Annotated in this window: 23 protein-coding genes and 1 tRNA gene; 16 read left to right on the forward strand and 8 right to left on the reverse strand. The window is 66.2% G+C overall.

The window, feature by feature from the left end:
- Window positions 1-14 precede the first annotated feature (14 nt).
- On the forward strand, window positions 15-152 hold the full coding sequence (locus tag HDA43_RS15320) for a hypothetical protein (RefSeq protein ID WP_218911731.1): 138 nt from the start codon (window positions 15-17) through the stop codon (window positions 150-152).
- A 477-nt stretch (window positions 153-629) separates the two neighbouring features.
- Window positions 630-1,091 (forward strand): hypothetical protein, encoded by a 462-nt coding sequence (locus tag HDA43_RS15325; RefSeq protein ID WP_179821240.1) that lies wholly within the window; start codon window positions 630-632, stop codon window positions 1,089-1,091.
- A gap of 508 nt (window positions 1,092-1,599) precedes the next feature.
- Here HDA43_RS15325 and HDA43_RS15330 read toward each other — a convergent pair.
- The 5 genes from HDA43_RS15330 to HDA43_RS15350 all read right to left on the reverse strand — a co-directional run bounded on the left by HDA43_RS15330 (window position 1,600) and on the right by HDA43_RS15350 (window position 8,130).
- Window positions 1,600-1,854, reverse strand: coding sequence for a hypothetical protein (locus HDA43_RS15330; RefSeq protein ID WP_179821242.1), 255 nt, complete (start codon window positions 1,852-1,854; stop codon window positions 1,600-1,602).
- A 453-nt stretch (window positions 1,855-2,307) separates the two neighbouring features.
- Window positions 2,308-3,147 carry a hypothetical protein gene (locus HDA43_RS15335; protein WP_179821244.1) on the reverse strand — a complete coding sequence of 280 codons (840 nt, stop codon included), beginning with the start codon at window positions 3,145-3,147 and terminating at the stop codon, window positions 2,308-2,310.
- Between the two features lie 283 nt (window positions 3,148-3,430).
- Window positions 3,431-4,813, reverse strand: a complete 1,383-nt coding sequence (locus HDA43_RS15340; protein ID WP_179821247.1) for a hypothetical protein — start codon at window positions 4,811-4,813, stop codon at window positions 3,431-3,433.
- An 84-nt stretch (window positions 4,814-4,897) separates the two neighbouring features.
- Window positions 4,898-7,003 carry an ATP-binding protein gene (locus HDA43_RS15345; RefSeq protein ID WP_179821248.1) on the reverse strand — a complete coding sequence of 702 codons (2,106 nt, stop codon included), beginning with the start codon at window positions 7,001-7,003 and terminating at the stop codon, window positions 4,898-4,900.
- Window positions 7,004-7,197: 194 nt separating this feature from the next.
- A complete protein-coding gene (locus HDA43_RS15350) occupies window positions 7,198-8,130 on the reverse strand; it encodes a DNA adenine methylase (protein ID WP_179821251.1) in 933 nt (310 codons plus the stop codon).
- A 663-nt stretch (window positions 8,131-8,793) separates the two neighbouring features.
- Between HDA43_RS15350 and relB the strand changes: the two genes are divergently transcribed.
- The 12 genes from relB (at window position 8,794) to HDA43_RS15410 (ending at window position 18,026) form a co-directional block, all read left to right on the forward strand.
- Entirely contained in the window at window positions 8,794-9,630 is an 837-nt protein-coding gene (gene relB, locus HDA43_RS15355) for a type II toxin-antitoxin system RelB family anti-toxin (protein ID WP_179821254.1), read from the forward strand.
- Between the two features lie 114 nt (window positions 9,631-9,744).
- Window positions 9,745-10,137, forward strand: a complete 393-nt coding sequence (locus HDA43_RS15360; RefSeq protein ID WP_179821256.1) for an ATP-binding protein — start codon at window positions 9,745-9,747, stop codon at window positions 10,135-10,137.
- Complete coding sequence (locus tag HDA43_RS15365) at window positions 10,134-10,406, forward strand: hypothetical protein (protein ID WP_179821258.1); 273 nt, start codon at window positions 10,134-10,136, stop codon at window positions 10,404-10,406. The genes HDA43_RS15360 and HDA43_RS15365 overlap by 4 nt, the downstream gene beginning before the upstream one ends.
- A gap of 146 nt (window positions 10,407-10,552) precedes the next feature.
- The gene (locus HDA43_RS15370) at window positions 10,553-11,392 is read left to right on the forward strand and encodes a sigma factor-like helix-turn-helix DNA-binding protein (RefSeq protein WP_179821260.1); all 840 of its coding nucleotides are present in this window, start codon (window positions 10,553-10,555) and stop codon (window positions 11,390-11,392) included.
- 4 nt (window positions 11,393-11,396) lie between these two features.
- Window positions 11,397-12,218 (forward strand): protein phosphatase 2C domain-containing protein, encoded by an 822-nt coding sequence (locus tag HDA43_RS15375; protein WP_179821263.1) that lies wholly within the window; start codon window positions 11,397-11,399, stop codon window positions 12,216-12,218.
- 125 nt (window positions 12,219-12,343) lie between these two features.
- Complete coding sequence (locus HDA43_RS15380) at window positions 12,344-12,769, forward strand: plasmid replication, integration and excision activator (protein ID WP_179821265.1); 426 nt, start codon at window positions 12,344-12,346, stop codon at window positions 12,767-12,769.
- The gene (locus HDA43_RS15385; RefSeq protein WP_179821269.1) at window positions 12,769-13,041 is read left to right on the forward strand and encodes an autophagy-related protein 101; all 273 of its coding nucleotides are present in this window, start codon (window positions 12,769-12,771) and stop codon (window positions 13,039-13,041) included. Before HDA43_RS15380 ends, HDA43_RS15385 begins: the two co-directional genes overlap by 1 nt.
- A gap of 141 nt (window positions 13,042-13,182) precedes the next feature.
- Complete coding sequence (locus HDA43_RS35945) at window positions 13,183-14,595, forward strand: FtsK/SpoIIIE domain-containing protein (protein WP_179821272.1); 1,413 nt, start codon at window positions 13,183-13,185, stop codon at window positions 14,593-14,595.
- Window positions 14,592-14,795 (forward strand): hypothetical protein, encoded by a 204-nt coding sequence (locus HDA43_RS15395; RefSeq protein WP_179821274.1) that lies wholly within the window; start codon window positions 14,592-14,594, stop codon window positions 14,793-14,795. The genes HDA43_RS35945 and HDA43_RS15395 overlap by 4 nt, the downstream gene beginning before the upstream one ends.
- Window positions 14,792-16,465: a replication initiator gene (locus HDA43_RS15400; protein ID WP_179821276.1), complete on the forward strand. Its 1,674-nt coding sequence runs from the start codon at window positions 14,792-14,794 to the stop codon at window positions 16,463-16,465. The genes HDA43_RS15395 and HDA43_RS15400 overlap by 4 nt, the downstream gene beginning before the upstream one ends.
- Window positions 16,462-16,659 (forward strand): helix-turn-helix transcriptional regulator, encoded by a 198-nt coding sequence (locus tag HDA43_RS15405; RefSeq protein WP_179821279.1) that lies wholly within the window; start codon window positions 16,462-16,464, stop codon window positions 16,657-16,659. Before HDA43_RS15400 ends, HDA43_RS15405 begins: the two co-directional genes overlap by 4 nt.
- The gene (locus HDA43_RS15410) at window positions 16,656-18,026 is read left to right on the forward strand and encodes a tyrosine-type recombinase/integrase (protein ID WP_179821281.1); all 1,371 of its coding nucleotides are present in this window, start codon (window positions 16,656-16,658) and stop codon (window positions 18,024-18,026) included. The genes HDA43_RS15405 and HDA43_RS15410 overlap by 4 nt, the downstream gene beginning before the upstream one ends.
- Before the next feature lie 212 nt (window positions 18,027-18,238).
- Here HDA43_RS15410 and HDA43_RS15415 read toward each other — a convergent pair.
- Window positions 18,239-18,327: transfer RNA gene (locus HDA43_RS15415), tRNA-Ser, on the reverse strand.
- 131 nt (window positions 18,328-18,458) lie between these two features.
- On the reverse strand, window positions 18,459-21,647 hold the full coding sequence (locus HDA43_RS35065; protein WP_312873278.1) for a nucleotide-binding protein: 3,189 nt from the start codon (window positions 21,645-21,647) through the stop codon (window positions 18,459-18,461).
- Window positions 21,648-21,762: 115 nt separating this feature from the next.
- On the opposite strand from HDA43_RS35065, the gene HDA43_RS15425 reads away from it, so the two are divergent.
- Window positions 21,763-22,719 (forward strand): NAD(P)H-quinone oxidoreductase, encoded by a 957-nt coding sequence (locus HDA43_RS15425; protein WP_179821283.1) that lies wholly within the window; start codon window positions 21,763-21,765, stop codon window positions 22,717-22,719.
- Between the two features lie 5 nt (window positions 22,720-22,724).
- Window positions 22,725-23,234 (forward strand): bacterial proteasome activator family protein, encoded by a 510-nt coding sequence (locus HDA43_RS15430; RefSeq protein ID WP_179821285.1) that lies wholly within the window; start codon window positions 22,725-22,727, stop codon window positions 23,232-23,234.
- A gap of 187 nt (window positions 23,235-23,421) precedes the next feature.
- On the opposite strand, the gene HDA43_RS15435 is transcribed toward HDA43_RS15430, so the two are convergent.
- Window positions 23,422-24,216, reverse strand: coding sequence for an HAD family hydrolase (locus tag HDA43_RS15435; RefSeq protein WP_179821287.1), 795 nt, complete (start codon window positions 24,214-24,216; stop codon window positions 23,422-23,424).
- Between the last annotated feature and the right edge of the window lie 136 nt (window positions 24,217-24,352).

Genomic DNA, 24,352 nt, shown 5'->3' on the forward strand with positions numbered 1-24,352 from the left:
CCGGACACCGACCAGTGCATCCGCCACCTGTCCCCGACGTGGCCGAGCGGGCGGGTCACGGGATGGACGTGCTGCTCAAGGTCTACGCCAAGTGCCTCGACGGAGGAGAAGAGATCGCCAACCGGCGGATAGAGGGCGCGCTGGCGGCATGAGTCCACGGGCTACGGTGAGAGGGTCTCGGTCATCCGGGACCCTCTCCCTTTTTGCTGCGCCGGACTGGGCGAACGCGGCCGGTTCCATCCAACGGATATCCCATGACCGGCGACGTGCGACGGCTCAGAGCGCATCCCACTGCGCACTCCGGAAACGACCAACGGCGCCCGACCCGAGGGAATCCCCTGGTCAGACGCCGTTTCGCGTGGTGGGCGGAGAGCGTGGGATTCGAACCCACGAGGACCGTCGCCGGCCCTAGCGGTTTTCAAGAGGGCTGCGTTCCAGGCGACGACAGAGCTTCTGACCAGGGTGAAAGCATCTTCCCCGACCCGAACGACAGAAGATCATCCCGCATATATCCCGCAGACCCCTCAAGCCTCGCTCACCGTGATTCAGCCGCGGATCCTACTTCCTGTCTGCGAAGGTTCTCCCCGTCTCTTGACTTGCCCCCTGAACCGTCCGAGAGCATATCGATCATGCTGTTTTTTCGCTTCCTCGCCATCGGGCTTCTCAGCGGGGCCGCTGTGGTTCCCTTCCTATGGGATCAGCGAGGTGACGAGTTCGAGCATCTGCGCCTGGCCGCACTCATGGGCCTGGACTTCGGCCAGTTCCTCACGGTACCGATCACGCTGGTAGTCGGAGCCTGGAAGAGCGGTTCCTGGAGCGAGCGGCCCCGGCCGGCGCCTCCGGGCTTCGTCCTGGGAGGGATCACCGTCGCGTTCGGCGCTCTGGTCCTGGCGCAAGCGATGGCCTCGTCACGATGGCTCAACGGTCGGCCGTCCGGAGTCGGCGATCCAGACGGCGAGTACATCATGGCCGCGCTCGCCGAGCTTTCGGGAGTGGTGACCCTACTCGTCGGCATATTGATCTTGATCGGTCGAGGAGTCGCCATCGCGTGTTCCCGGAAGGTGGACGTGCTGCCACACGTAAGCCGTTGATCATGCCAGGAGGATCGAATTTCTGACATCCTGCATGCAAAGACGCATGCCGATCATGCTCGACCTGCGAAGACGCAGCTCACGGCACTGATCGCGTTCCCCGTGACTCCTCGCCGTTCCCCTTCGTTTCCCGCTCCATCTGGCACGCGATGGGCACGGCGGTACTCTCGTTGAGGCGGTCTCCGGCATTGCGCCGCGCCTCCCCGCATGGGTACGGCTTGCCGTAGGCGATCGGGTACGACGCCGGGGATGCTGGATAGCACCGGAGACCGTCAGTGCCCTGTGTCCCAGGAACATAGGGTGACCCAGAAACCTGCGGATTAAAAGAAGTCGATTTGATCGAGGTCCGGGGCCTCGACCTGGCGGCCGGGTGCCCGTGGTTGTTCGCTGAGACCCGCCGTTGTTCACCCTCTTGGCTGTACTGGTGGCTGTACGTCCGAGGCTCCCTCAGGCCTCATAGAACGCGCCTGTATTGCAACCCGAGCTGCACCCGGGTTCCCTGCCAGGGTCAAGACTCCACGGTCCAAACTTCGGCAACGGCTGCTGCGGGAATCTTGGCGACGATCGATCCCGTCCACTCGGGGCCGTAGCGAACGTGCCACAGACGTTCGATCTCGTCTTTCTCCTCGGCCGTGGCATTGACCATGACGTCGAAGATCAGATACCCACCGGCCTCCGTGTAACCGTTGGCGCCTAGCTCAATGGTCTCACCCGAGTGGAACCTGACCGCCCACCGACTTGGAACACCGGTTGCAAACTCCATGGGTGGAGGTTATCCAGCATGATCACCCGCGCGCGACCTAAATTGAGCGCGCCTGCGTAACCTGGAGAAACGCTCCATGATCCATCCCGCGAACGATGACGCGCGGCTACTTCTGGCTGCGTTCGACTGCGCGGCCTGGAATAGCACAAGAGACCCCATAGGGCCTCTGAGCTGCCAGTTTGGCTGATGGCGGGTGCAGGACTTGAACCTGTGTCGGCTGTGCCGACGGTTTTACAGGACATACCCGTTCTCAACAGTGCATGGTCGTTGACCTGCGGCAGCGCTTCTCTCTGCGTCGACCACGGCCTTGATCATTGCACGCATATTGCACGCCCTCCCTACCCGCCATGATGGCCCAGTGCCCCGGGCAGAACTTGAGCGCCTATCCACGTCATCTGGCGCAGCGACATCAGGGACGGTGTTGGCGGTGCCCGGGGCGCCTCGACAGTGGGCTCAGCCGGCTTCGGCCACGAGGTTCTTGGATGGGGCCTGGATACGGACGGGCGTTCCCCATCCTCTGTACAGGACGTTCATCCTCACGGTGTCCGCTCTTTGCTCGGGGCCGTATGGCTCGTGAACGATCTCTGCCTGGAAGCGCCGGGGCAGGTTGTCCGGTCCCAGCCAGAGCTTCCACTTGATGCGACCTCCTGCCCAGTCCCCGTCTTTTGTTCCGTAGTAGATCCCGGCCTGGCGCGAGCCGAGAAGGCCGACCTCTGCCAAGCCGTCGTAGCGGGTGGTGGAGACGCCGTCGTATCGGCCCTTCGCCGATGTTTTTTCGGCATTTCTGGAGATCAACCGCAGGAATTTCGGATTCAGGGCGTCTACTAGGTTTTGGGACCAGAGGAAGCCATCCGCGTCCTGCCAGTGGAGCCACTTCTTGCCCTTAGGGACGTCAGCCCAGGTGCCCTGGGTGTAGGTGTCACGACCGATGTTGATCATTCGGAAGTGCACCGGTTCGTCACCCATGGTGGAAACCTCCGCGACGTCGCTGGCGCGCACACCTGCATTGGCCGCGAAACGATGCTTCCCGTAGACAACCGTCAGAGTGGCGTCCGAGCCGAAGCCTTGGCGGGTCTTCCGAGAGAAGAGCACACTGCTCTTTTCTGCAAACTTTCCCTTCAGCGCGGATATCGCCCGATCTAGCGGGTCACCGGTCTGTGCGTGCGCCGCGCCTGTCAACGGCGACATGAACAGAAGGGTCAGGACGCCTAGCAATGTGCATAAGCTTCTCATGAGATCATCTTCGGCGCCGCCGATCTCAGCCTTGTTACCGGAGGGTTGCAGCCACGACACCTGACGAGCCTTCTGATCTGTAGGTGCCCAAACAACCTCCAGGATCGTTCAGGGCCGTTCGCCGCGCTGCTCGCCGGGACTCCGGTCGTTCAGATCCGTCCGGCTCGGTTCGTGATCGTCCGTTCGGGTGGCTCCCAAGGTGGCTCCCACCAAGCCACACTTATAGAGCTGATGAGATGCAACTTCGATCACCGCGCAACTGGCCGGGTCGACTACCAAGGGCGACCGCCTTGAAGTACCCATCCGGCCGAGACGGGGATCACCGTCGCAGCACAAGATAGATCTATCTACTATTACGTCGCCCATGATTATGAGGCTTGAATCGACTCAGGCTAATACTGTTCTCAGGCATTCCAAGGCTTCTCTGCGCCAACAGCGTCAAAACGCTATGCCCTGTCCCCAACGGCAGAGAAGAAGCTGAATGGGCGAGCGCAACTGGAATAACAGCGTTCGGGTATAGGCGCGTCTGAAGTTGATCGAGAATCTCTAGGGTGGCTCTTAGCGTGGGATATGAGTCAAAGGACTCCGAGACCAAGGGGAAAAACTCCCCATTCGCTTTGGGGCGAGGCTTCTCGTAAGGCGGCCCACCTGGAACTCGTGGCACCGATAATACCAAAACTTCACCCGTAGTGGTCTTGTAAATAAACCGCCGCCCGTAGAACTCATCCTTCCCGTAATGGTGATCCGCTTCTTTGTTGACGATGTAAGTGTTAATATACGGCGTATCCAGCATCATGACATGGCCATCGGGAATATGCTCCTGAATCACATTAGCGTGATCCACGAACTGGCCGTTCTTTTCAATTCCCACGAGAAGGGGAACGGAAATCCCTTTGGCTTCTAGGTCGATACACAGGTTATTCCAGTACGCCAGGAAGCGAGATTTCATTGGAGCACTGGGTCCATAAACAGCCAACGGGCCATCAGTGATGAACAGCCCTTGAGATAGCATCTGCGGTTGAACGCGATAGAACCCATCTATGTAGGAAATCAACAAAAGTCTCTCGGCCATATTCATGGCAACATTAAGAGGACGGATGTTTTCGCCATCCTCACTAAAGTCCTCATAGGTGCGCAGAATATCGGTGGGATACAAAGTCGTTGAGCACAACGGCTCAGTGCAGACCCCACCAGTAACTGTCACGATCTGCTGAGGAGTGCCAGCCGAACCACAGTTAGGACACTTACTCAGAACGAGTTGGCCGGCAGGATTTCCAGGAGCTCCATGGATTGTCATGAGAGCGTCTGTTAGCGTAAACGCAGACCCGAAGTCGGTGATACTGGACTCACCAAAGGAGCGGTTAAGCTCCGCACGCCACGTTTCTTTCCCCTTCAGCCCTTTCAGATGAACGTTCGACCCAGGCAGAACACTGTTAACTGTCTGAGTTATCTGCGATTTCTCTAGCTCCCTGGCATTTACCAAGCCACTACGGTTGGCGTTGAGGAACTGAGCGATATTTACGTATACCCCAGCGATCTGCATGTAGCCGACCCGCACGGATGGATACCCTGCGCGTGCTTCGACTTCCTGGTTAGAGCCGTCGAAAGCGATCGTGAAGGTGGGATCCGGACGTTGATCACGCGACAGAGAAGTAATAGATGTGAGGCGATCGGTGATGTGTTTAGGCTCGCTGACCTCCAATGAAGGAGTTTCCCAACGCTCCATAGCCTGCGCGATTGCAGGGCTAAGCGCAGTCGGAACATGGCCGATTCGCGAAGCGCGTTCCTGGCTATATGGCATCGGTCTGCCTCATCGCTCAACGGGAACAGGCACCGGAGGCAGTTCGGCCGCCTCACGAGCCTTGTTAATCATTGCATGATCGAATTTAGCAATCTGGATCGGGATAATATACTTCCCGGAGAAGGTTTTCATCCGAGCATAGCCTCGGTCTTCGACCTTCCGTAGACCTTCAGCAAATACTCCAAAGTCGTAATAGTGCGACAGTTCCCGAGTTTCGTTGTCTGAATTCAGGTGAGCGACGATCCAGTTTGAAGTGTTGGAAAGGATCCGCTTGTCGACGCTGGTAACTTCCTGTGTGGCATAGACCAGCCCCATGTCGTATTTCGCTGCTTCCTTAGCCAGGCGCACCCATGGATCTTCTTGAACAGTCGACTTTCCTACTTTGTTCCGATCAAAGAGATTATGAGCTTCCTCAACGATGATCTGAATTGGAATATTCTTTTCATTGTTCCGGAATCTCTTATTAGCTTTATCGATCAGTCGGAAGACCAGCCTCTCGGAAAGCATCTTCGTAACGACATCAGAGCCTATCGAAAGGTCAATAATGACCATTCGTCCTTCAGTGAGATCGATCCAGACTCGATCGGCCAAGTCACCCTTACTGAAAGGATCGTGGTAATCCTCCATCGTCTTGATCCGGTTCAACACGGCGCCGCCGACAGTCGCCTCAAAAACCGTCAAGATAGAAATGAATGGATCACAATCCTGCCAGCTTGCTAGATCCAATCCCCTAGGGTTGTTTCCGCTAGAAACCTCGGCGATACGCTCGGCCAACCAGGCCACGATAGACCTAGCAGCAGCCGGGGAGTCGACGGCACAGAGTCCCCTATCTTCCCGTACAATGCGAATAAGTCCGGGACGATCTGCGTCCAGCGCCTGTCGCACTTTTTTATTCATCTTAAAGATTATGGAAAACCCGGTTTTTGGCTGAGGGAAATTTGCTTTAGCGAGCGTCGCATAGAATGCGAGCTGGCCACGCTGGGCATGGTCAACTGCCTCCCAATACTCTCTATCCCCTGCGGTCCCAGTAGGATAGTCTTCCCTGTTCGGCTGCAGAATCTTCGCCGACTTAAATGCGGTGGCATAAGAGGTGTTCTGGTCAGCAAGTGCACTAGTCAAGAGCTCCCACACTAGCGGCAGCTCTTCTGTCTCGTAGAAATTTACTGCCAGAGGGAACTCTTGCGAGTCTCCCGCGGTCGGGTTCATCTTATAGATGCGAACGAGATCAGTCCCCGTCCCGAGCAGACGCAAGCCAGTCTTGTCCTGATCGTTTACATTTGCATATTCGCCCTGCGGATCGAAAATTAGCTGGCCAATCTTCTGTCCGGTTCGGGCTGCGTGTTCGAACACGGCTGTACACAGTGTCTTGTTGGTGTTGGACTTGCCAACTCGTGTCATACCAAGCACAGCTGTCTTACGAGCTATGAAGTCAGTGACCCGTACGTTCACCGGGACCTGGTCCAACTTTGCATCTGCAGCGCGTCGCTTGGTAGAAGCAAAGCGGACAACACCAAGCTTGATCAAGTCAGGCGTCTTCTCCTTCTTGACCTCTTCCTCAGTACGTTCTGGATAGGAAGCTATGAAGGAGAGCGCCTCCGCAGAGGGAACGTAGACGAAGTATCGTGCACCCGAATAGACATTATCGATATCAGCGCCCCACTGGATAAAGGGCTGCCGAGCGACCGTCTCGCCGTAGAATGTTCCTAGAACTTCACACTCAAAAGCAGACATCTCAATCTGGCTAGAGGTCAGATTGTCGATGACAGCTTCAGGACGCTCTTGACGCAAATCAGCCGTGCGCATCGCTGCTAGCCGTGTGGCAACCAGTTCTGCTTCATTGGGCAGAGGCGCCGTACCCCGAACACGCAGCAAAATCACTTCGTCTTCGTCCAAGGGCGCGTTTGTCTCCTTGGTTGGGACTGTTGCGGCAGCCAAGAGGAAACCGTTGCGGGGGATTCCTCCCGCCCCTCGCTTAATGAAGTCGTCTGTAATGACCACAGCACGGTCATAGTCCAGGTGATAGATGCCACCTAGGCGCTGCGCTCCATCAAGCAAAGCGACCAGAGGATTGCCCCCTGCTGCGGCCGCACCCGCCAGACCTGACAGTCCGCTCATCTGCTACCCCTCGTCGTCGCTCGCCTGTGTGATCGTGCTTGCTCTCGCACCCGTCAACCTGAACGGATGACGTTCTGCAGTAGCAGAGACGCTCCTCGACAGCGTCGCCGGCGCTGTCGTCATCGACGCCAAAGCGACACTAGCGAACTACAGAGCGAAATGGGCCTGAATCACATGATCAGGTGGACTGACTGTCAGGATCCCAAGACTCGGTAGCGGTCCGACTTAGGGATAAACGTGAGATTCGTGACGAGTAGCTCGTCCTTCACCGTCCGCTTCTCCGAACCGGCGGCGGTGTATCGGTACGAAACGTGCAGCGTCGTATGGTTATCAGCTCCGTCGTACAGCTTGCGTACGGTAGGAGTGTCGTCGTATGACAATAACCAGCGGTACGGCAGATCGCTACGCAGCGTCGCGGCTAGCTTCGCATGCTCTGTACTCTCGAAGGACCACTCGTAGAGCCAAGGCGCCTTCTCTACATAGGGCGGATCCAGATAGACGACGACTTCCGAATCGTCTAAGGCCCCAAACTTCTTGGGGATGCGCGCTAGCGCGCTGCGCCAGTCGCACTGCCACACATCCAACAGGCGTCCTGTCGCCGCCAAGTCTGCTACCCCATTGATACGCCGCGTCAACCCTTCTATCCCAAACCGGCAATCGATCTTGTATGCGGAGGCCTGGGTCCTCCCACCGATCGGCCCAGCTCTGCCGTGGAGGATCCCAGAGAAGGTGGTGCGGTTGAGGAAGAGGCACTTCAGGGCACGGTCGCGCCGTGTTCGTGGTGCTGCTGCACGCCATCTGTCCCACTCTTCGACGGTGATACTCAGTTCCCGCATTGCGTCAATGAGCCATCTCGCGTCGAAGGCAGCTGTCTTCCAGAAGGACGCGACTAATGGATCTACGTCTGCTAGGACCCCATGCTCGACTGCCCCCGAACCCAGAAGCCGCAACGTCGCCGTTGCACCGCCACAAAAGGGCTCAACAAGAAGCCTGGGGGGAGGGATGTTGGCGGCTATGAGCTCTTCGATAACTGGTACGAGTTGACGCTTCGCCCCTGGGTAACGTAGCGGACTGATCACAGAGTGACGGAACAACTGATCATCGGCGAGCGGCAGCGGCTTGTCCATTACAGCCTGCGGTGGCCATGGAGAGCGGCGCATCGGCGTCTTCCGCTCACCAACCATGGGGATCCCTTCCTCGGCCCGCCCTTGAAGTTTCGGCGCTATGCCTCGGCTGCCGCGCCCTGCGTGAACGCAACTCCTTCTGGTGCAGTCGATACTGTAACGGAGGTTTGTCATCGCACAACGGCAGTGAAGCAGCACTGCTGGTACGGAAGCCGTTCATGATCCTAGTTGATCCCGACGTCGTCAAGATCATATATGTGTCATCGGCTGCTTTTGAAGCTCTCTGGAGCACTGCTTCCTGTCTTGTCATCGGACGGTTCGCCGAGATGCGTTGAGCTGGTGTCGAGGAACGAGACACCAGCTCGTCGATCGCCCCCGACTATGATCAAGGGCCAACCATCGTCAGGCGATCGTGAGGCCTGTATCAGAGCGGCGGTGCGGCCCCCTGCAGTGAGTTCCTTTGGCGCGGCGAGGCTGGCGGGCGGTGGGCGGCCCGAGTGCGGTCCCGGCCGTGACCGGCCCCCAGGCCGCATGCGCGGCCGGGGTCCGCGACGCTGGGCCGTGCGGCGGCGCGCCGCGCCGCCGCCTTGATACCCATAAGAACAATTCGGCAGTGATCCAGGACGAGTCAGCGTCCGGCGTGCGGGTGGCTGGTAGAACGCTGGTGTGGAGGATCGTCGGGATCGCCTGCGGGCGCTGGGTGAGCTGTTGCGCCGGTTGCGTAAGGATGCCGGGCTGACGGGCAAGGAGCTGGCGGCGCGGGCTGGGGTGGCTCAGCCGACGATCTCTCGGATCGAGACGGGCCGGCTGCTACCGGTTCCGGAGACGGTGGAGCGGCTTGTCACCGCGCTGGGCCTGGACGAGGCGGGCCGTACGGAGCTGGACGCGTTGCTGGCTCGGCTGCGGGATGAGGTCTCCCGGCTCAGAGGTGGGCTTGCCGGCAGGGAGGCGGCCAATGCTGCTCGGCTTCGCTCGTCTCGCCGGGTGGTGGTGTTTTCTTCGGCAATGGTTCCGGCGCTGTTGCAGACGGCGGAGTATGCCCGGTTGGCGTTGGTGGTCGGCCGGGAGGTGGATGAGGAGGATGCCGCCAAGGCCGCGGCGGTGCGGGTGGAGGCTCAGGCGGTTCTGTTCGACTCCGGCCGGGAGTTCTCCTTCGTGCTGACCGAGGGCGCCGTCCGTACCTGGCCGGGGTCGCCGGCGTTGATGGCGGCTCAGCTCGATCGGCTGGTGCAGGTGGCCACGCTTCCGCACGTCCGTCTTGGGGTGGTGCCGTGGTCGGTGCAGGCTCCGGCGTTCCCGTTGCACGGGTTCACCGTCTATGACGGGGCGGTAAGCGTGGTGGAGAGCCTCGCGGGTGACCTGACGCTGACCGAGCCCGGAGAGCTGGCGATCCATGAGGAGACCTTCGAGGCGTTCGCGGCGGCTGCCGTCTATGGCGAGGAGTTGCGGGACCTATTGGGGCGAATCGGTGCTGACTATCGCGCCTTGGCAAACCACCTCTAGCAACTGACGCATTTATGCGTCCTATGCCTTGAGCTACTTCTAGTATCGCTCATACGCTGGCTGCATGGATGTATAGCCCCCTAGACATCGGAGTCCGCTATGTCGCCCTGGCGCATGTCCCGCACCTTCCCCGGTTCTCCTATCGCGATCGCCGAAGCACGACGGTTCGTCACCACCCTTCTCGGCTCCCGGCCCGGAATCGAGGACGCCGAACTGATCGTCAGCGAGTTAGCCACCAACGCCGTCCGCCATTCGGCAAGCGGCCGGTTCGGCGGCTGCTTCACCGTCGCTGTCCAGGCCGACCGAGACCGGATCTGGCTCGGCGTCCTCGACCAGGGCGGTCTACGCGCCCCCCACCCTCTTCCGCCGCAAGAGGACGACGAAGGCGGACGCGGCCTGGCCCTCGTCGCCGCCATGGCAGCGAGCTGGGGCGTGACCGGAGACGAACAAGGCCGCATCGTCTGGGCCGCGCTGAACCTGGCTCCACAGCAGACGGCCGCGCGATGAGCGAGTGCCTCGCTCCGCACGTCGGGCCGTTGCAGGCCGGCCATGTCCTGCTGACCTGGATCGCCGCTCGGCGTGGTGAGCGCTGCCGGGTGATCGCCTGGACCTGTCACTGCCGTTCGGTCGTCTACGAACTGTGCTCCGCGGGCGGGCAGTCCTACCTGCGCCGCACCGTGCAGGGCCCCCGTCCCGACGTCACCGAAACCGCCCGCACCACTGCGGGCAAGGCGCAAGAGCTGTGGGCGGCCCTGCTGACGGGACGCATACGGTGACCCGTGGGGTACCGAAGCGGCGCTCAGCGATCCGGGCGGTGAATCCTAAAACCGGCAAACCCCTCAAACCAGCACCGTCAAGGGGGATAGACGACATTTCGTCTAGGGGTCTAGACTCGGTGGAGCACCACCGAAAGGGACCCGCCGTGCCATCCAGTGACCTTGAGCGCATCGCCGCCATCGCCGACCCGTATCAACTGATCCGGGCCGCAACCGAACGGCTGAGCGCCGCACAGCAAGAGGTCACCGAACTGGCACGCCTGCGCCGCCGCATCATCCAAGAACTGCACGCCCAAGGCATCTCGTATGCGCAGATCGCCGAGCAGGCCGGACTGTCGCGCGGACGCATCCACCAGATCAAGCACACCGGCCCCGCTCCTGAGGGCGCCTTCCTCGGCACTGGGACGCTCACGCTGGCCACTCCCCTCAAGCGGGAGGCCGGCAACGCTCGTCCCGTGGTCGCCATGGAAGACGTCACGGCCGCCAAGCGGCTGGAGGATCTAGCGCGCGGCTTCGGCCTGGCGGTGAGCCTCGAACACGTCCCCCTCGGCGGGGACATCGATCTCAACCGGCCGAACCTCATCGTGATCTGCGGGCCGAAGCTGTCGCCGATCATGGCCGAGCTGTATGAGTCCGATCCGGTCTTCGAGTGGATCAAGGACGGCGCCTGGACCCTGAAAGACCGCCGTACGGGCCAGTCCTACCGCTCCGGGGAGGACTCCGACCCGCCACGGCCGGTGGACTACGCCTACCTCGGCCGGCTGGCCCGGCCGGACGGCGACGGCAGCGTCCTGGTCTTCACCGGCATCCACCCGCAAGGCACTCTCGGCGTGGTGGACCTGCTCACCTCCGAGATCGCCACCCTGTGGGGACAGGTCGGCGACCACAGGTTCTCCACCGTGGTCGCGGTGGAATACGACCCGGCTACCGGGGAACCGGTCAGAGCGGAACTGGCCAGTCCGCTCTACCGGCACGAGGACACCTGACCTGATGCGCGTCACCTTCGCCACCGAAGCGGCCCCCGGCCGACCCAACGAAGACTTCGTCGCCGCCACCCCGGACGCCGTCGTCCTGCTCGACGGTGCCGGCACCCCGGCGGGATCGGAATCGGGCTGCGTTCACGGTGTCGCCTGGTACGCCTGTTCCCTCGGCTCGAACCTCATCGCCGGCCTCGCCCAGGATGGCAAGCCACTGACCGAGATCCTCGCCGAAGGCATCAAGGCCGTGGCGTCCCTGCACGACTTCGTCTGTGATCTCACCCATCCCGGCTCGCCCTCGGCCACCGTGGTCGTGCTCCGCCGTACGGCCGACGCACTGGACTACCTCGTCCTGGCTGACTCCGTCCTCGTCCTCGACACCCTCGACACGGCGGAACCGCTGGTCGTCTGCGACGACCGGGAAGCCCTCGTCGGCGCGGCCCACCGGGCGAGCATGGACGCCCTGCCCTCCGGCAGTCCCGAACACACTGCGGCTCATCGCAAGTATGTGGAGACCCTGCGCGACCACCGCAACCGCGACGGCGGGTTCTGGGTCGCCGCCATCGATCCCCTTGCCGCCGAACAGGCTCTCACCGGGACCGTGCCGATCAGCGGCGTCCGATCCGCCGCGCTGCTCAGCGACGGAGCCTCCCGTCTCGTCGACCGCTTCCACCTGGCCACCTGGCGTCAAGCCCTCGACGTCCTCACCGGCTCCGGTCCCGCCGAGCTGATCCGCCGCGTCCGTGAGGCCGAGCGCAGCGATCCGGACGGCTCCCGCTGGCCGCGCGGCAAGACCTACGACGACGCCACCGCGGCGTTCTGGACGTTCTCCTAGGAAATTTGTCGACCCCCCTAGACAGTTCATCGACTCCGGCTTAACTTGCTTGCATAGCCCCCTAGACATTCCGTCTTCGCGGAGCCACCGCCCTGTCTAGGGGGATAGACGAAAGGATTGTCATCATGGCCATCCAGGGCCCCATCCCCGTCAGCTTCGAGCAGGTCTTCCCGCACGGCTGCTACATCGTCGGCGAGGTCGAGCAGGTCAAGGACTTCACCGCCTCCACCGGCGGCCGGACCGTCTACGCCAAGGACAAGACCACCGGTGAGCCGGTGTGGCAGGTCGCCGTCATGGACGCCGACCCCACCGTCAAGGCCGGCCAGAAGACCGTCACCGTCAAGATCCTCTCCGACGTGCAGCCGGTCCCCCCGGCCTCGCTGCCGGGCCTGCCGTTCGTCCCGGTCGAGTTCGACGGCATGACCGTCACCCCCTACGTCGCCCAGAACACCGGACGCCTCGCCTGGTCCATCCGCGCCCGCACCATGCGCGCACCCCGCGCCACCGCTCCGGCCAAGCACACCGCCACCGCCGGGAAGGACGCCGCCTGATGAAGCACCGCAAGACACACCGCATCGCCGCCATCACCCTGAACGCCGGCTCCGGCGCACAGGTCACCCACCACCTCTACCCCTCGCGCACACCGGTTCTGGCGCTCGACTTCGGCACCCTGTCGGTCCTGGTCACCACCTCGGCCGGTGACCAGGTGACGGCTTCCGACGTCGAGTTCGCCCGCCAGCTCGCCCGCGAGGCCGACCAGTTCGCCCGCGCGGTCGAGCGCTCCTTCCACGCCTCGACCGGCAAGCGAGGAATGGCGGCGTAACCGCACACCGGGACGGCAATCCCACCGGCTCTCGACGAGATCCCCGACTGACACGCAAGCGGGGCCGCCAGAAGCGGCAACTTCCGGCGGCCCCTCGGTTCTCCCTCTCACGCGAATTCAAGGAAGAAGGTCTCCAGCCTAATGTTCCGGAAACTGCCCGGCGACGAGGCACAACGCCTGGTCTCCACCACCCCCGACACCGCTGTCGTCTTCCGCCCCGCCGTGCTTCGGACTCCGGCGATCGTCACGCTCGTCATCTTCGCCTGGCGGCTGCTGGCCGGCCTGGTCCGCCTGCTCTGGCGGCACCCGGTCGCCTCGGCCGTCGTCGCCGCCCCGTGCGCGCTGGCCTGCTGGTACGGCTGGCGGGCGGGCCTGGCCTCGATCGCCGCAGTCGTAACCCTGCCGGCGCTGTGGTTCACCCTGCACCGGCCCTCATTCCTGCACCTGATCGGCTGGCGGCTGCTGGCCTTCTGGCGCTTCATCTGGATCTACCGGCGGCACTGGCAACCAGTAATGATCATCTCCGGATTAGGGCGGCACCTACGCGGCCGGGACTACCTGCCCCGCCTCCTCAGCGTCCGCTGCACCTCCTGGGCCGACGTGGTCACCGTCAAAATGCTCCACGGGCAGGCGGTCAAGGACTGGGCCGACCGGCTCGACCAGCTCGCCCACGGCTTCGGCGCCCGCTCCTGCCGCGTCTCCATCGCCCGCGCCGGCCGCCTGCACCTCGTCTTCCCCCGGCGTGACCCGCTCGCCGTCCCCATGCCCGCCGTCCCGATCCCGGACGAGGTGTCGGTGGGGCCGGTGCGGATCGGCACCCGCGAGGACGGCTCCCCCTGGCTGCTGACCGTCCACGGCACCCACGTTCTCGTCGCCGGGGCCACCGGGGCCGGCAAGGGCTCGGTGATCTGGTCGGCCATCCGCGGCCTCCTCCCCGCCGTCCGCGCCGGGCTCGTCGAAATCTGGGCCCTCGACCCCAAGCGAATGGAACTGTCCTTCGGCCGCGCCCTGTTCGGGAAGCGTTACGCCGCGACCCCGGCCGACTGCGCCGACCTTCTCGAAGCGGCCGTGACGGTGATGCAGGACCGCGCCGACCGCTTCGCCGGCCACCAGCGCAACCACACCCCCACACCGGAGGACCCGTTCGTCCTGGTGGTCGTCGATGAGGTCGCGTTCCTGACCGCCTACCAATCCGACAAGGGCCTGAAGCTCCGCATCTCCGCCGCCCTGGCGACTCTGACGACGCAGGGGCGGGCGGTCGGCGTCGGGGTCCTGGCCGCACTCCAGGACCCGCGCAAGGAGGTCATGAACATCCGCAACCTCTTCCCCGACAAGATCGCCCTCCGCCTGGACGAGTCCGAGCAGGTGGACATGGTCCTCGGCGACGGCGCCCGCGACCGGGGAGCACTGGCCGACCACATCTCACCGATCCCCCAGCAGGGCGCGGGCGTCGCCTACGTCCGCCTGGAAGCCTCGCCCGACCCGATCCGGGTCCGCGCGGCCTACGTCTCCGACGCCGACATCCGCGCCATGGCCGAGGCGGTGGCCGCGTGAAGGTCTGCTTCTACGGCACCGACGAAGAGATCACCCGCATCTGCGAACGGCCCGTCCTGGCCATGGTCGGCCCGCGCCGCTCTCAGCCCGTGCTGGCCTTCACGCTGGCCGGCATCTCCATCAGCACCGACCCCTACGGGACCATCTACCGGCTGGCCGCTGACCTGACCGAGGTGCACCGCGAGGAGGTGAACGAATGAACACCGTCAACGACCACACCCTGACCCGGGCCGCAAGGCAGAAGATGCCCGTCGCCCTGGACGTGGCCGTGGAGGTCGCCAAGGCCAACGGCGTGTGCATCCGGCCGATCCTCCTGCGCCGACTGGACACCCACACCGGTACCACTGAGGACGTCAACGTCCCGTGCGGCACCACCCGGGAGACCGTCTGCCCGCCGTGCGCCCGGCGCAACAAGCAACTCCGCAAGGCCCAATGCCGCGAAGGCTGGCACCTCGACCATGAGCCCGTCACCGCCCCTGATCCGGCGACCGAGGACCAGCGGTGGCTGATCGAGTTCCGCGCCGACGTCCAGGCCAAGCGCGACGCCGCCGAACGCACCGGCATGTCCGAGGAGGTCGCCGACTGGGACGCCGCGATCCAGGCCATCGATGAGGAGATCCGTACGGCGGGGATGCGCGGCAGCCTGTCCGGCCGGGCGGCTTCTCGGCGGTCCCGCTCGACCCGGCGCCGCCAGGACGCCCCGGATCTGCCTCGGCGGGCCATGCGCCCCACCACCTTGGGGCGGACCTTCACCGGCGCCGAGGGGAAGGTGTTCCGGCCGTCGCTGTTCCTCACCCTGACCCTGCCGTCCTACGGCCGCATCCAGGCCGGACGAGGCGTGCCCGTCGACCCCGCGAGCTACGACTACCGGCGGGCCGCCCGGGACGCGCTGCACTTCTCCAAGCTCGTCGACCGCTTCGTGCAGAACCTCCGCCGGGTGGCCGGCTACGACGTGCAGTACTTCGCCACCGTCGAACCCCAAAAGCGCCTCGCACCACATCTGCACATGGCGATCCGCGGCACCCTCCCCCGGGCTGAGGTCAAGGCCATCGCCGCCGCGACGTATCACCAGGTGTGGTGGCCGGAAGCCGACACGGTGCGCTTCGACGGGGAGCACCTGCCCGTCTGGGCTCCGCGCGCCGACCTGCCCGAGGGGCAGAGCCACCCGGACGGCCAGGCCGGCGACTACCTCGACCCCGACACCGGGGAAGTCCTGCCCACCTGGCACGAGGCCCTCGACCGGCTCGATCAGGACGAGACGGCCGAACCGCTGCATGTGATCCGCTTCGGCGACCAGGTCGACGTCCAAGGCGTACTCGCCGGAACTCCCGACGCCGACCAGTGCATCCGCTACCTGTCCAAGTACCTCACCAAGAGCCTCGGCGAAAGTCTCGACGCCGATGATGCGGCCCGCCGAGACCACGCCGCCCGCCTAGTCGAGGCGCTGCGCTACGAACCCTGCTCACCGGCCTGCCCGAACTGGCTGCGCTACGGCGTGCAACCCAAAGGCGCCAAACCCGGCATGACGCCGGGCCGCTGCCGGGGCAAGGCGCACAAGCCCGAACACCTCGGCTACGCCGGACGCCGGGTCCTCGTCTCGCGCAAGTGGTCGAACAAGACCCTGGCCGAACACAAGCGCGACCGCCGCACCTGGGCCCTGGAAGCCCTCGGCCTGACCGACGAGGCCACCGACCCGCACCGCTACGTCTGGAAACCCGTCCCGGCCGGCGACGCCGACGCCCCCTCCCTGGCCCTGCGGCTGCTGCGCATGGTCGCCGAACGCCAACGCTGGCGAACAACCCTGCTCGCCCTGGACGCCAGAGCAGACGGACAAGAGATTCCAGCGGTCGGGATGCGGGAGGCGGCATGAGCAGCAAGCAGCGTGACGAGCTGATGACCGTCCCGGAGATCCTCGACGAGCTGGGCGGCGTCTCCCGGCGTACCTTCTACCGCTGGCGCGAGATCGGCCACGCACCGCAGGGGATCAAGCTCCCCAACGGCGAGATCCGCGTCTGGCGCAGCGAGTTCACCGCCTGGCTCGAATCCCTGCGGGAGGCGGCATGAGCACCTCCTATGACGTGAAGTTCTGGGAAGTCCGGCGGAACCAGTCCAGTAAGACCGCGTCCTATGAGGTCCGTTGGAAGGTCGGGGGTCGGCAGAAGTCCAAGACCCTGCGGACGAAGGCCCTGGCCGAGAGTTTCCTCTCCGATCTCCGGCAGGCGGCCAAGCGGGGTGAAGCCTTCGACATGGAGACCGGGTTGCCCGCTTCCATGGCCAAGGTGAAGAACGCCGTTACCTGGTTCGCCTTCGTCTTGGCGTATGTGGACATGAAGTGGCCGCACGCGGCGGCCAAGACGCGCGACAGCCTCACGGATGCCCTGGCGACCGTCACCCCGGCTCTCGTCAACGAGAGCGCGCCGGGGAAGCCTGAGCCGCTGGTTCTCCGGGAGGCCCTACGGCAGTACGCCCTTCCTCCGGCCTCCCGGCAGGCGAGGCGTCCCGAGGTGATCCGGTCGGCTCTGGCGTGGCTTGAGCGTCACTCCCTCTCGGTGGCCGACCTGTCCAAGGTGCGCAACGTACGGCTCGGCCTCGACGCGCTGACGCTCAACCTCGACGGCGGGGCCGCCGCCGCGACGACGATCGCCCGTAAGCGGTCGGTCTTCTACAACGCCCTTCAGTACGCCGTGGACCTGGAGGAGCTGCCCGCCAATCCGATCGACAAGGTGAAGGCGTGGAAGCCCCCGAAGGTCCGCGAGGTGGTGGACCGGCGAGTGGTGGTCAATCCGGTCCAGGCGCGCGAGTTGCTCACGGCGGTGACCTATGTCGGACGGCTCGACCGGGGCCGGCATCTACGGGGGTTCTTCGCCTGCCTGTACTTCGCGGGCCTTCGCCCGGCCGAGGCGCTCGGTCTCCGGGTCCAGGACTGCCACCTTCCGGCGACCGGTTGGGGCCGGCTGGTCCTCGCCAAGTCCAAGCCGCAGGCCAACAAGAAGTGGACCGACTCCGGTGCGGCTCATGACGACCGCGGCCTGAAGCACCGGGCCGAGGAGGAGGGGCGTCCCGTACCGATCCCACCGGAACTGGTGGCCATCCTTCGGGAGCACGTCGACGAGTTCGGCGCTCACGAGGACGGCCGGCTGTTCCGGACCTCACGCGGCGGGGTGATCTCCATCGGCACCTACTGCGAGGCGTGGAAGGCCGCCCGTCACCTGGCGCTGATGCCGGAGCAGGTCGCCTCGTCCCTGGCGGCACGGCCGTACGACCTGCGGCACGCGGCCGTCTCGCTCTGGCTGAACGCGGGTGTGGCCGCTCCTGAGGTAGCCGAACGAGCCGGGCACGGGGTGGACGTGCTGCTCAAGGTCTACGCCAAGTGCATCGACGGGGGCTCGGAGGTCGCCAACCGGCGGATAGACGACGCGCTTGCGGCATGATCACGCCTACGATCAAGGGGTCCCGTTCTTCGCGGGACCTCTTCGTTTTTACCGGGGCCACCTGGGGAAACGCCTCAAGATCCATCCCGCATATATCCCGCGACCACCGGCCGAGAGCCGCTCACGGCGGCGTCCCGCTGCGCACCCCCGAAACGACCAACGGCGCCCGACCGAAGGGAATCCCCTGGTCAGACGCCGTTTCGCGAGGTGAGCGGAGAGCGTGGGATTCGAACCCACGAGGACCGTCGCCGGCCCTAGCGGTTTTCAAGACCGCCGCCATCGTCCACTAGGCGAGCTCTCCCGGCCGACACGTCCCGAAGAACGTGTCAGATTGCACCTTAGCCCCTCACCGTCACCGGCGCGTCCCTGACTCGGTGGCGCTCCGCGCCCGCCCCGGGGCCGGAGCCGACGGGCGGGAGGCCGCCGTCCGGGTCAGGGCTGCGGTGCGGCGAAGCCGTCGCCGACGGAGGCGGCCAGCCGCAGGTAGGCGTCGCGGGTGGCGGGCTGCAGCCGCTCCAGGTCGATCTCGGCTCCTTCCTCCAGGTGAGGGTCGTAGGGGACGCGGATCACGGCGCGGCAGCGGGCCGCGAAGTGGGCCTCCAGCCGGTCGAGATCGACGGTCGACTTCGACCTGGGGCGCACGCTGCACAGCACCACGGTGGCCGAGCTGACCAGGTCCTCGTAGTGGTGGGCCTCCAGCCAGTCGAGGGTCGCCGAGGCGGCGCGGGCGCCGTCCACGGACGGGGAGCTGACCAGGACGAGCTGGTCGGCCAGGCCCAGGACTCCTGACATGGCCGAGTGGAGCAGGCCGGTGCCGCAGTCGGTGATGCAGATCGAGTAGAAGTTCTCCAGGACCTGCGCCACCGCCTGGTAGTCGGACGCGCTGAACGCCTCCGACACCGACGGGTCGCGGTCGGAGGCGAGGACCTCCAGCCGCGACGGCGCCTGTGAGGTGAAGGCTCTTATATCGACGTAGCGCTTGATCTGCTGGCGCTCGTTGAGCAGGTCGCGGACGGTCGCGGAGGTCTCCAGCTCCAGCTTGTCCGAGAGGGTCCCGCGGTCGGGGTTGGCGTCGACCGCGATGACCCGGTCGCCGCGGATCTGGGCGAGGGTCGCGCCGAGGCCGACCGTGGTCGTGGTCTTCCCGACCCCGCCCTTCAGGCTGAGTACGGCGACGCGGTGGTGGCCGGTGGCGACCGGGGTGCGGGCCCGGGTCACCAGCTCGCCGCGGCGGCGGACCTCGGGCGACTCCCCGGGCTTGATCAGGCCCGCGGTGGCCCGGTAGATCAGCTTGCGCCAGCCGCTGGACGGCCCGTTGCGGCGGCCCCGCAGCAGCGAGTCCGGGTCCAGGCTGTCGGCCGACGGCCTGGCCGTGCCGGAGGACTGGCGGGAGGGGGCGCTGAACGCGGGCGGCGGCGCCGAGTGGCGGCGGCGCGGCTGGTACGGCTCCCGCAGTTCCTCGTCCTCGTCGTCGTCGGGGAAGAAGGAGTTGCCCCGGTCGATCGTCCCCCGGCCGGAGGCGGGATCTCTGTCCTTGCGGGAGGCGGCGAGCCTGTCCCCGCGATCGGCGGGCCGGCCCCGTTCGGGAGCGGGGGGCCTCTCGCGGTCCGGGGCGTCCGCCGGAGTCGCCGAGGCGGCCGGGGCGAAGGGCCGCTCGTGGTGTTCCGGCGAGAAGGGCGCCTCCCCGCGGGGGGCGACGTCACGGTCCCGGCGGAAGGCCGTGTCGCGTCCGGATCCCGGCTCGCGCTCGACGGCCATGTCACGACCGGAGCCCGGCCCGAAGGCCGCGTCACGGTCGGAAGCCCGATCATGCTCGGAGTCGTCCCCGGTGCGGCCGGGAACCTCGTCGGGCCGGGGGGCGGTGCCCCGATCGTCCCGATCGTCACGGTCGTTCTGGTCGTCCCGGGACTGCGTGAGGGTCGCGTCGTCGCGGGCGGCCGAGGGCGCGTCCCAGCCCCGGGTGAAGGGCTCGGGACCGGAAGGGCCGGAAAGGCCGAAGGCGGCCGAACCGAACGAGCCGGGGGCCTGCCGTTCCGGCGTGCCGGGCTGCGGCCGGTCGGCGCCGAAGGCGACGGGGGCTCCGAACGGGCCGGCAGCGCCGGGCTTGGACGCCTCCGAGCCGGGTTTCTCCGAGCCGGGCCCTTCCGAACCCGGCTTCTCCGAGCCGGACATCTCCGAACCCGGCTTCTCGGAACCGGGGCTCCCCGCACCCGACGTCCCGAACCCGGGCGTCTCAGGTGCCCGCCGTACGGCGTCGGTGGCGGCCGGTTCCGCGGCGGTGTCCGGTTCGGCGGCTTCGGAAGGGGATCGGTCCAGGTCGGCGCCGCGGGACTCGAAGTTCCCGAAGGAGAACCCTTCGAGCTTCGGAGCCGAGGGCATGAGAGGTTCGAGCGGGGACTCGGCGGGGCCGGCCGTGGTCCCGGCGGGCTTGAGCGGCTCCGGCGCGGGTCCCGAGGGCCTGAAGGGCTCAAGCGGGGGCTCGGCGGGGTCGAGGGAGCGGCCGGACTCGGCGGGCTTGAAGGGTTCGAGCGGGGCCCCGGCGGGCTTGAACGGTTCCAGGGGCGGCTCGGCGGACTTGGAGGCCCCGGAAGCGCCGAAGGACCTAGCGGTCCTGGCGGAACCGGAGGACCCGAGGAGCCCGGAACCGGCGTCGGCGGGACCGTCGGACGGCTCGCCGGTGGGGCTACCGGACGGCCCGGCGGTGCTGGACGGCCCGGTCGCGGTCGGCTCGCCGGACGGCGAGCGCTCAGGCCGTTCCTCCGTCTGCCGGGACTGCTCGGGAAGCGGACGGGACGGCTCCTCCGGCCCGGTCCGGGGCGTGCGAAGGCCCGGGTCGGTGAACGACGACCGCTCGGGGCCGGGATCGGTGGACGACCCCCGGCCGGGACCCGGGTCGGTGAAGGACGGCCGCGCAGAGCCCGGGTCGGTGAAGGACGGCCGTTCGAGAGCGGGGTCGGTGAACGACGGCCGCTCCAGCCCGGGGTCCGTGAACGACGACCGCTCGGGGCCCGGGTCGGTGGGCGACGGCCGCGTGAAGCCCGGGTCGGTGAACGATCCCCGGCCGAGGCCCGGGTCGGTGAAGGACGCCCGGTCGCCGTCCACGGGGAAACGGACGTCGGGCCGGGTGAAGTCACCCGTCGCGGAACCTTCGGCGTCGTCGTGCTCCTGGCGGGGCAGCGGCCTCAGCGGGGCCAGGAAGCCGTCGTCGTTCCGGGGGAAGGACGACGGGGAGGACGGCTGGGAGGGCGAGTGGGAAGACGAGGGAGAGGACGGTGAGGAGGGACCCCCGAACGGGGGCACCGCGAACGCGCCCGCCGTCGAGCCCGCGTTCATCCAGTCCGCCGCGTCGGCGTCCTCGGCCGGGTGGCCGCCCGTGCCCGGGGAGGTGTCCGAGGGGGCGTAGGCCGAGTCGACGGCGGCACGGAGGAGCTGCGCCGAGGTGGTCTCGGGCTCGGGCTCGGCGGCGACCAGGCCCCAGGGGTCCCTCGGGTACGGCGAGACCGCGGTGGCGTCGTCCACCGCGTTCTTTGCCGGTACCGGGGGTACCTCCTCCTGCTCCTTGATAGCGTCGAGCCAGGCGAGCTGTTCCTCGAGAGATTCCTCACGATCGTGCCTTGCCACCGTGTTCCCCCTCGGGATGGGCGTAAAAGGGCAGCAAACACATAGCAGGTTAACGCCCTGTGTTCACATCATCGCGGGCAACGGTCAAGTTGGCCCACCGGATAGCTTGGCTCACATGCACGCCATCGTGATCGATAAACCCGGTGGACCCGAAGCGCTGTCGTGGCAACAGGTGCCCGATCCCCGCCCCGGCCCAGGTGAGGTCCTCATCGACGTGGCGGCCTCGGCCGTCAACCGCGCCGACGTGATGCAGAGGCAGGGACGGTACGACCCGCCGCCGGGCGCCTCGCCGTACCCGGGGCTGGAGTGTTCCGGGGTGGTCGCCGAGGCGGGTCCGGACGTCGAGGGCTTCCGGCCGGGTGACCGGGTCTGCGCCCTGCTGTCCGGCGGCGGCTACGCCGAGAAGGTCGCCGTGCCCTGGCAGCAGGTCATGCGGGTGCCCGACGGCGTGGACCTGGTGGAGGCGGCGGCGCTGCCGGAGGTCGCCTGCACGGTGTGGTCCAACGTCTTCATGACCGCGCGGCTGAGGAGGGGCGAGACGCTTCTCGTCCACGGCGGCGCCAGCGGCATCGGCACGCTGGCCGTACAGCTCGCGAAGGCGTTCGGCTCGCGCGTGGCCGTCACCGCCGGGACGGACGAGAAGATCGCCCGCTGCCTGGAGCTCGGCGCCGACGAGGGCGTCAACTACCGCGAGGAGGACTTCTCCGAGCGGATCCAGGCGGATGTGATCCTCGACATCATCGGCGGGAAGTATCTGCCCGCGAACGTCAGGGCGCTCAGGACCGGGGGACGGCTGGTCGTGATCGGCATGCAGGGCGGCTCGAAGGGCGAGCTGAACCTGGGTGCGCTCCTCGCCAAGCGGGCCTCGGTGCACGGCACCACGCTACGCGCGCGGCCGGTGGATGAGAAGGGGGCGATCGTGCGTGGCGTCGTGGAGAACGTCTGGCCGCTGGTCGACGCGGGCGTGATCCGGCCGGTGATCCACGCCCGCGTGCCGATGAGCGAGGCGGCCGAGGCCCATCGGCTCATCGAGACCGGGGAACACGTCGGGAAAATTCTGCTAGTAGGTTGAAGACTATGAACGCTGAGGAGAGCACTCCGCACATCGTGGTCGTGGGGCCCCAGGGTGCCCAGGTCGAGCAGGACGGCGAGGGCCGCTCGGTCGCCGATCTGGTGGAGCAGCCCGCCAAGGTCATGCGCATCGGCAGCATGATCCGGCAGCTTCTCGAGGAGGTCCGGGCCGCTCCTCTGGACGAGGCGAGCCGCAAGCGGCTCAAGGAGATCCACCAGAGCTCGATCAAGGAGCTGGAGGACGGCCTGGCCCCCGAGCTGGTCGAGGAGCTGGAGCGGCTGTCGCTTCCCTTCGCCGACGGTGAGGGCGCCCCGCCGAGCGACGCGGAGCTGCGCGTCGCGCACGCGCAGCTCGTCGGCTGGCTGGAGGGCCTGTTCCACGGGATTCAGACCACGCTCTTCGCCCAGCAGATGGCCGCCCGCGCCCAGCTGGAGAACATGCGCAGGGCGCTGCCCGGCGGCGTCTCCCTTCAGCAGGACAGCGGCCACCAGGGCAGCTCGGGTCCGTACCTGTAGGGCCTGCGGAGCCACCGGCCAGGGCCCTGGTCCCCGCGCGGAGTGCGCGGGGACCAGGGCCATCGGCGTGCGAGGCCACCGGCGTCCACGGAGCCGTCGGTGATCCCGCGGGAGGCCCGGGGTCACCGGTGTCCATGCAGCCGTCGGTGATCCTGTGGGACGTCCGGGGTCACCGGCGCCCGCGGGGCTACCGGTAGAGGCCCTCCAGCACCTCGGCCACCCCGTCGTCGTCGTTGGCCGCGGTCACGTGATCGACCGCGGCCAGCACCTCGGCGTGGGCGTTGGCGACGGCGTAGGAGGTGCCGGCCCAGTGCAGCATCGGCAGGTCGTTGGGCATGTCGCCGAAGGCGATCGAGTCGGTCCGCACGACGTCCTGGGTCTCGGCGAGGGCGGCCAGCGCGGTGGCCTTGGTCACACCTCGGGCGCTCATCTCGATCAGCGCCCGTCCGCTGGAGTGGGTGGGCGTCACGAGGTCGCCGACCAGCTCGCAGACGGCGTCGTTGAGGACGTCGGGGTCCATCCGGGGGTGCAGGGCCAGGAGCTTGGCGCAGGGCCGTTCGGTGAGGGCCGCCGCCTCGACGAGCAGCCCGGCGGTACGGCTGTCGGCGCGGTCGAGGCGGAAGGACGACTCGTGGGCGTACCCGCCTTCGTACTCGACGGAGAAGGTCAGCTCGGAGAACTCCGCGCGGAGCCTCCCGACGACCTCCTCCAGGATGTCGGGGGTGATGAGGCGCGACTGGACGACACGCTCGGTGTGCAGGTCGTAGACCAGGGCGCCGTTGGCGCAGATGGCCAGACCCCGGTGGCGTACGGCTCCGGCCACCGGGCGCATCCAGCGAGGTGGTCTGCCGGTCACGAAGACGAGTGTGGCGCCGGCCTCCTCCACGCGTGCGAAGGCGGCGACGGTGCGGTCCGAGACGGTGCCGTCCGAGCGCAGTGCGGTACCGTCGAGGTCGGTGGCGACAAGGCGGGGGCTTCCCATAACACGTCCAGTCTGCACCGTGATGCCCGGTGCCACGCCACGCGGGACTCGCCTGGGATGAACTTCCTCATGGCGGGAACACCTGTCCGCGGGATAGTGTTAGATGTGATGGCGTTGTATTAGCTGAATCCCGTTG

The sequence above is a fragment of the Streptosporangium sandarakinum genome (assembly GCF_013409935.1).
Classification (GTDB): domain Bacteria; phylum Actinomycetota; class Actinomycetes; order Streptosporangiales; family Streptosporangiaceae; genus Streptosporangium; species Streptosporangium nondiastaticum.

Bases quoted from the DNA above. Each gene is read 5' to 3' on its own strand.
- HDA43_RS15325 (WP_179821240.1), top strand. From the start codon at position 630: ATGCTGTTTTTTCGCTTCCTCGCCATCGGGCTTCTCAGCGGGGCCGCT.
- HDA43_RS15330 (WP_179821242.1), bottom strand. From the start codon at position 1,854: ATGGAGTTTGCAACCGGTGTTCCAAGTCGGTGGGCGGTCAGGTTCCAC.
- HDA43_RS15340 (WP_179821247.1), bottom strand. From the start codon at position 4,813: ATGGAGCGTTGGGAAACTCCTTCATTGGAGGTCAGCGAGCCTAAACAC.
- HDA43_RS15345 (WP_179821248.1), bottom strand. From the start codon at position 7,003: ATGAGCGGACTGTCAGGTCTGGCGGGTGCGGCCGCAGCAGGGGGCAAT.
- HDA43_RS15350 (WP_179821251.1), bottom strand. From the start codon at position 8,130: ATGGACAAGCCGCTGCCGCTCGCCGATGATCAGTTGTTCCGTCACTCT.
- HDA43_RS15360 (WP_179821256.1), top strand. From the start codon at position 9,745: ATGTCCCGCACCTTCCCCGGTTCTCCTATCGCGATCGCCGAAGCACGA.
- HDA43_RS15365 (WP_179821258.1), top strand. From the start codon at position 10,134: ATGAGCGAGTGCCTCGCTCCGCACGTCGGGCCGTTGCAGGCCGGCCAT.
- HDA43_RS15375 (WP_179821263.1), top strand. From the start codon at position 11,397: ATGCGCGTCACCTTCGCCACCGAAGCGGCCCCCGGCCGACCCAACGAA.
- HDA43_RS15380 (WP_179821265.1), top strand. From the start codon at position 12,344: ATGGCCATCCAGGGCCCCATCCCCGTCAGCTTCGAGCAGGTCTTCCCG.
- HDA43_RS15385 (WP_179821269.1), top strand. From the start codon at position 12,769: ATGAAGCACCGCAAGACACACCGCATCGCCGCCATCACCCTGAACGCC.
- HDA43_RS35945 (WP_179821272.1), top strand. From the start codon at position 13,183: ATGTTCCGGAAACTGCCCGGCGACGAGGCACAACGCCTGGTCTCCACC.
- HDA43_RS15400 (WP_179821276.1), top strand. From the start codon at position 14,792: ATGAACACCGTCAACGACCACACCCTGACCCGGGCCGCAAGGCAGAAG.
- HDA43_RS15405 (WP_179821279.1), top strand. From the start codon at position 16,462: ATGAGCAGCAAGCAGCGTGACGAGCTGATGACCGTCCCGGAGATCCTC.
- HDA43_RS15410 (WP_179821281.1), top strand. From the start codon at position 16,656: ATGAGCACCTCCTATGACGTGAAGTTCTGGGAAGTCCGGCGGAACCAG.
- HDA43_RS15425 (WP_179821283.1), top strand. From the start codon at position 21,763: ATGCACGCCATCGTGATCGATAAACCCGGTGGACCCGAAGCGCTGTCG.
- HDA43_RS15430 (WP_179821285.1), top strand. From the start codon at position 22,725: ATGAACGCTGAGGAGAGCACTCCGCACATCGTGGTCGTGGGGCCCCAG.
- HDA43_RS15435 (WP_179821287.1), bottom strand. From the start codon at position 24,216: ATGGGAAGCCCCCGCCTTGTCGCCACCGACCTCGACGGTACCGCACTG.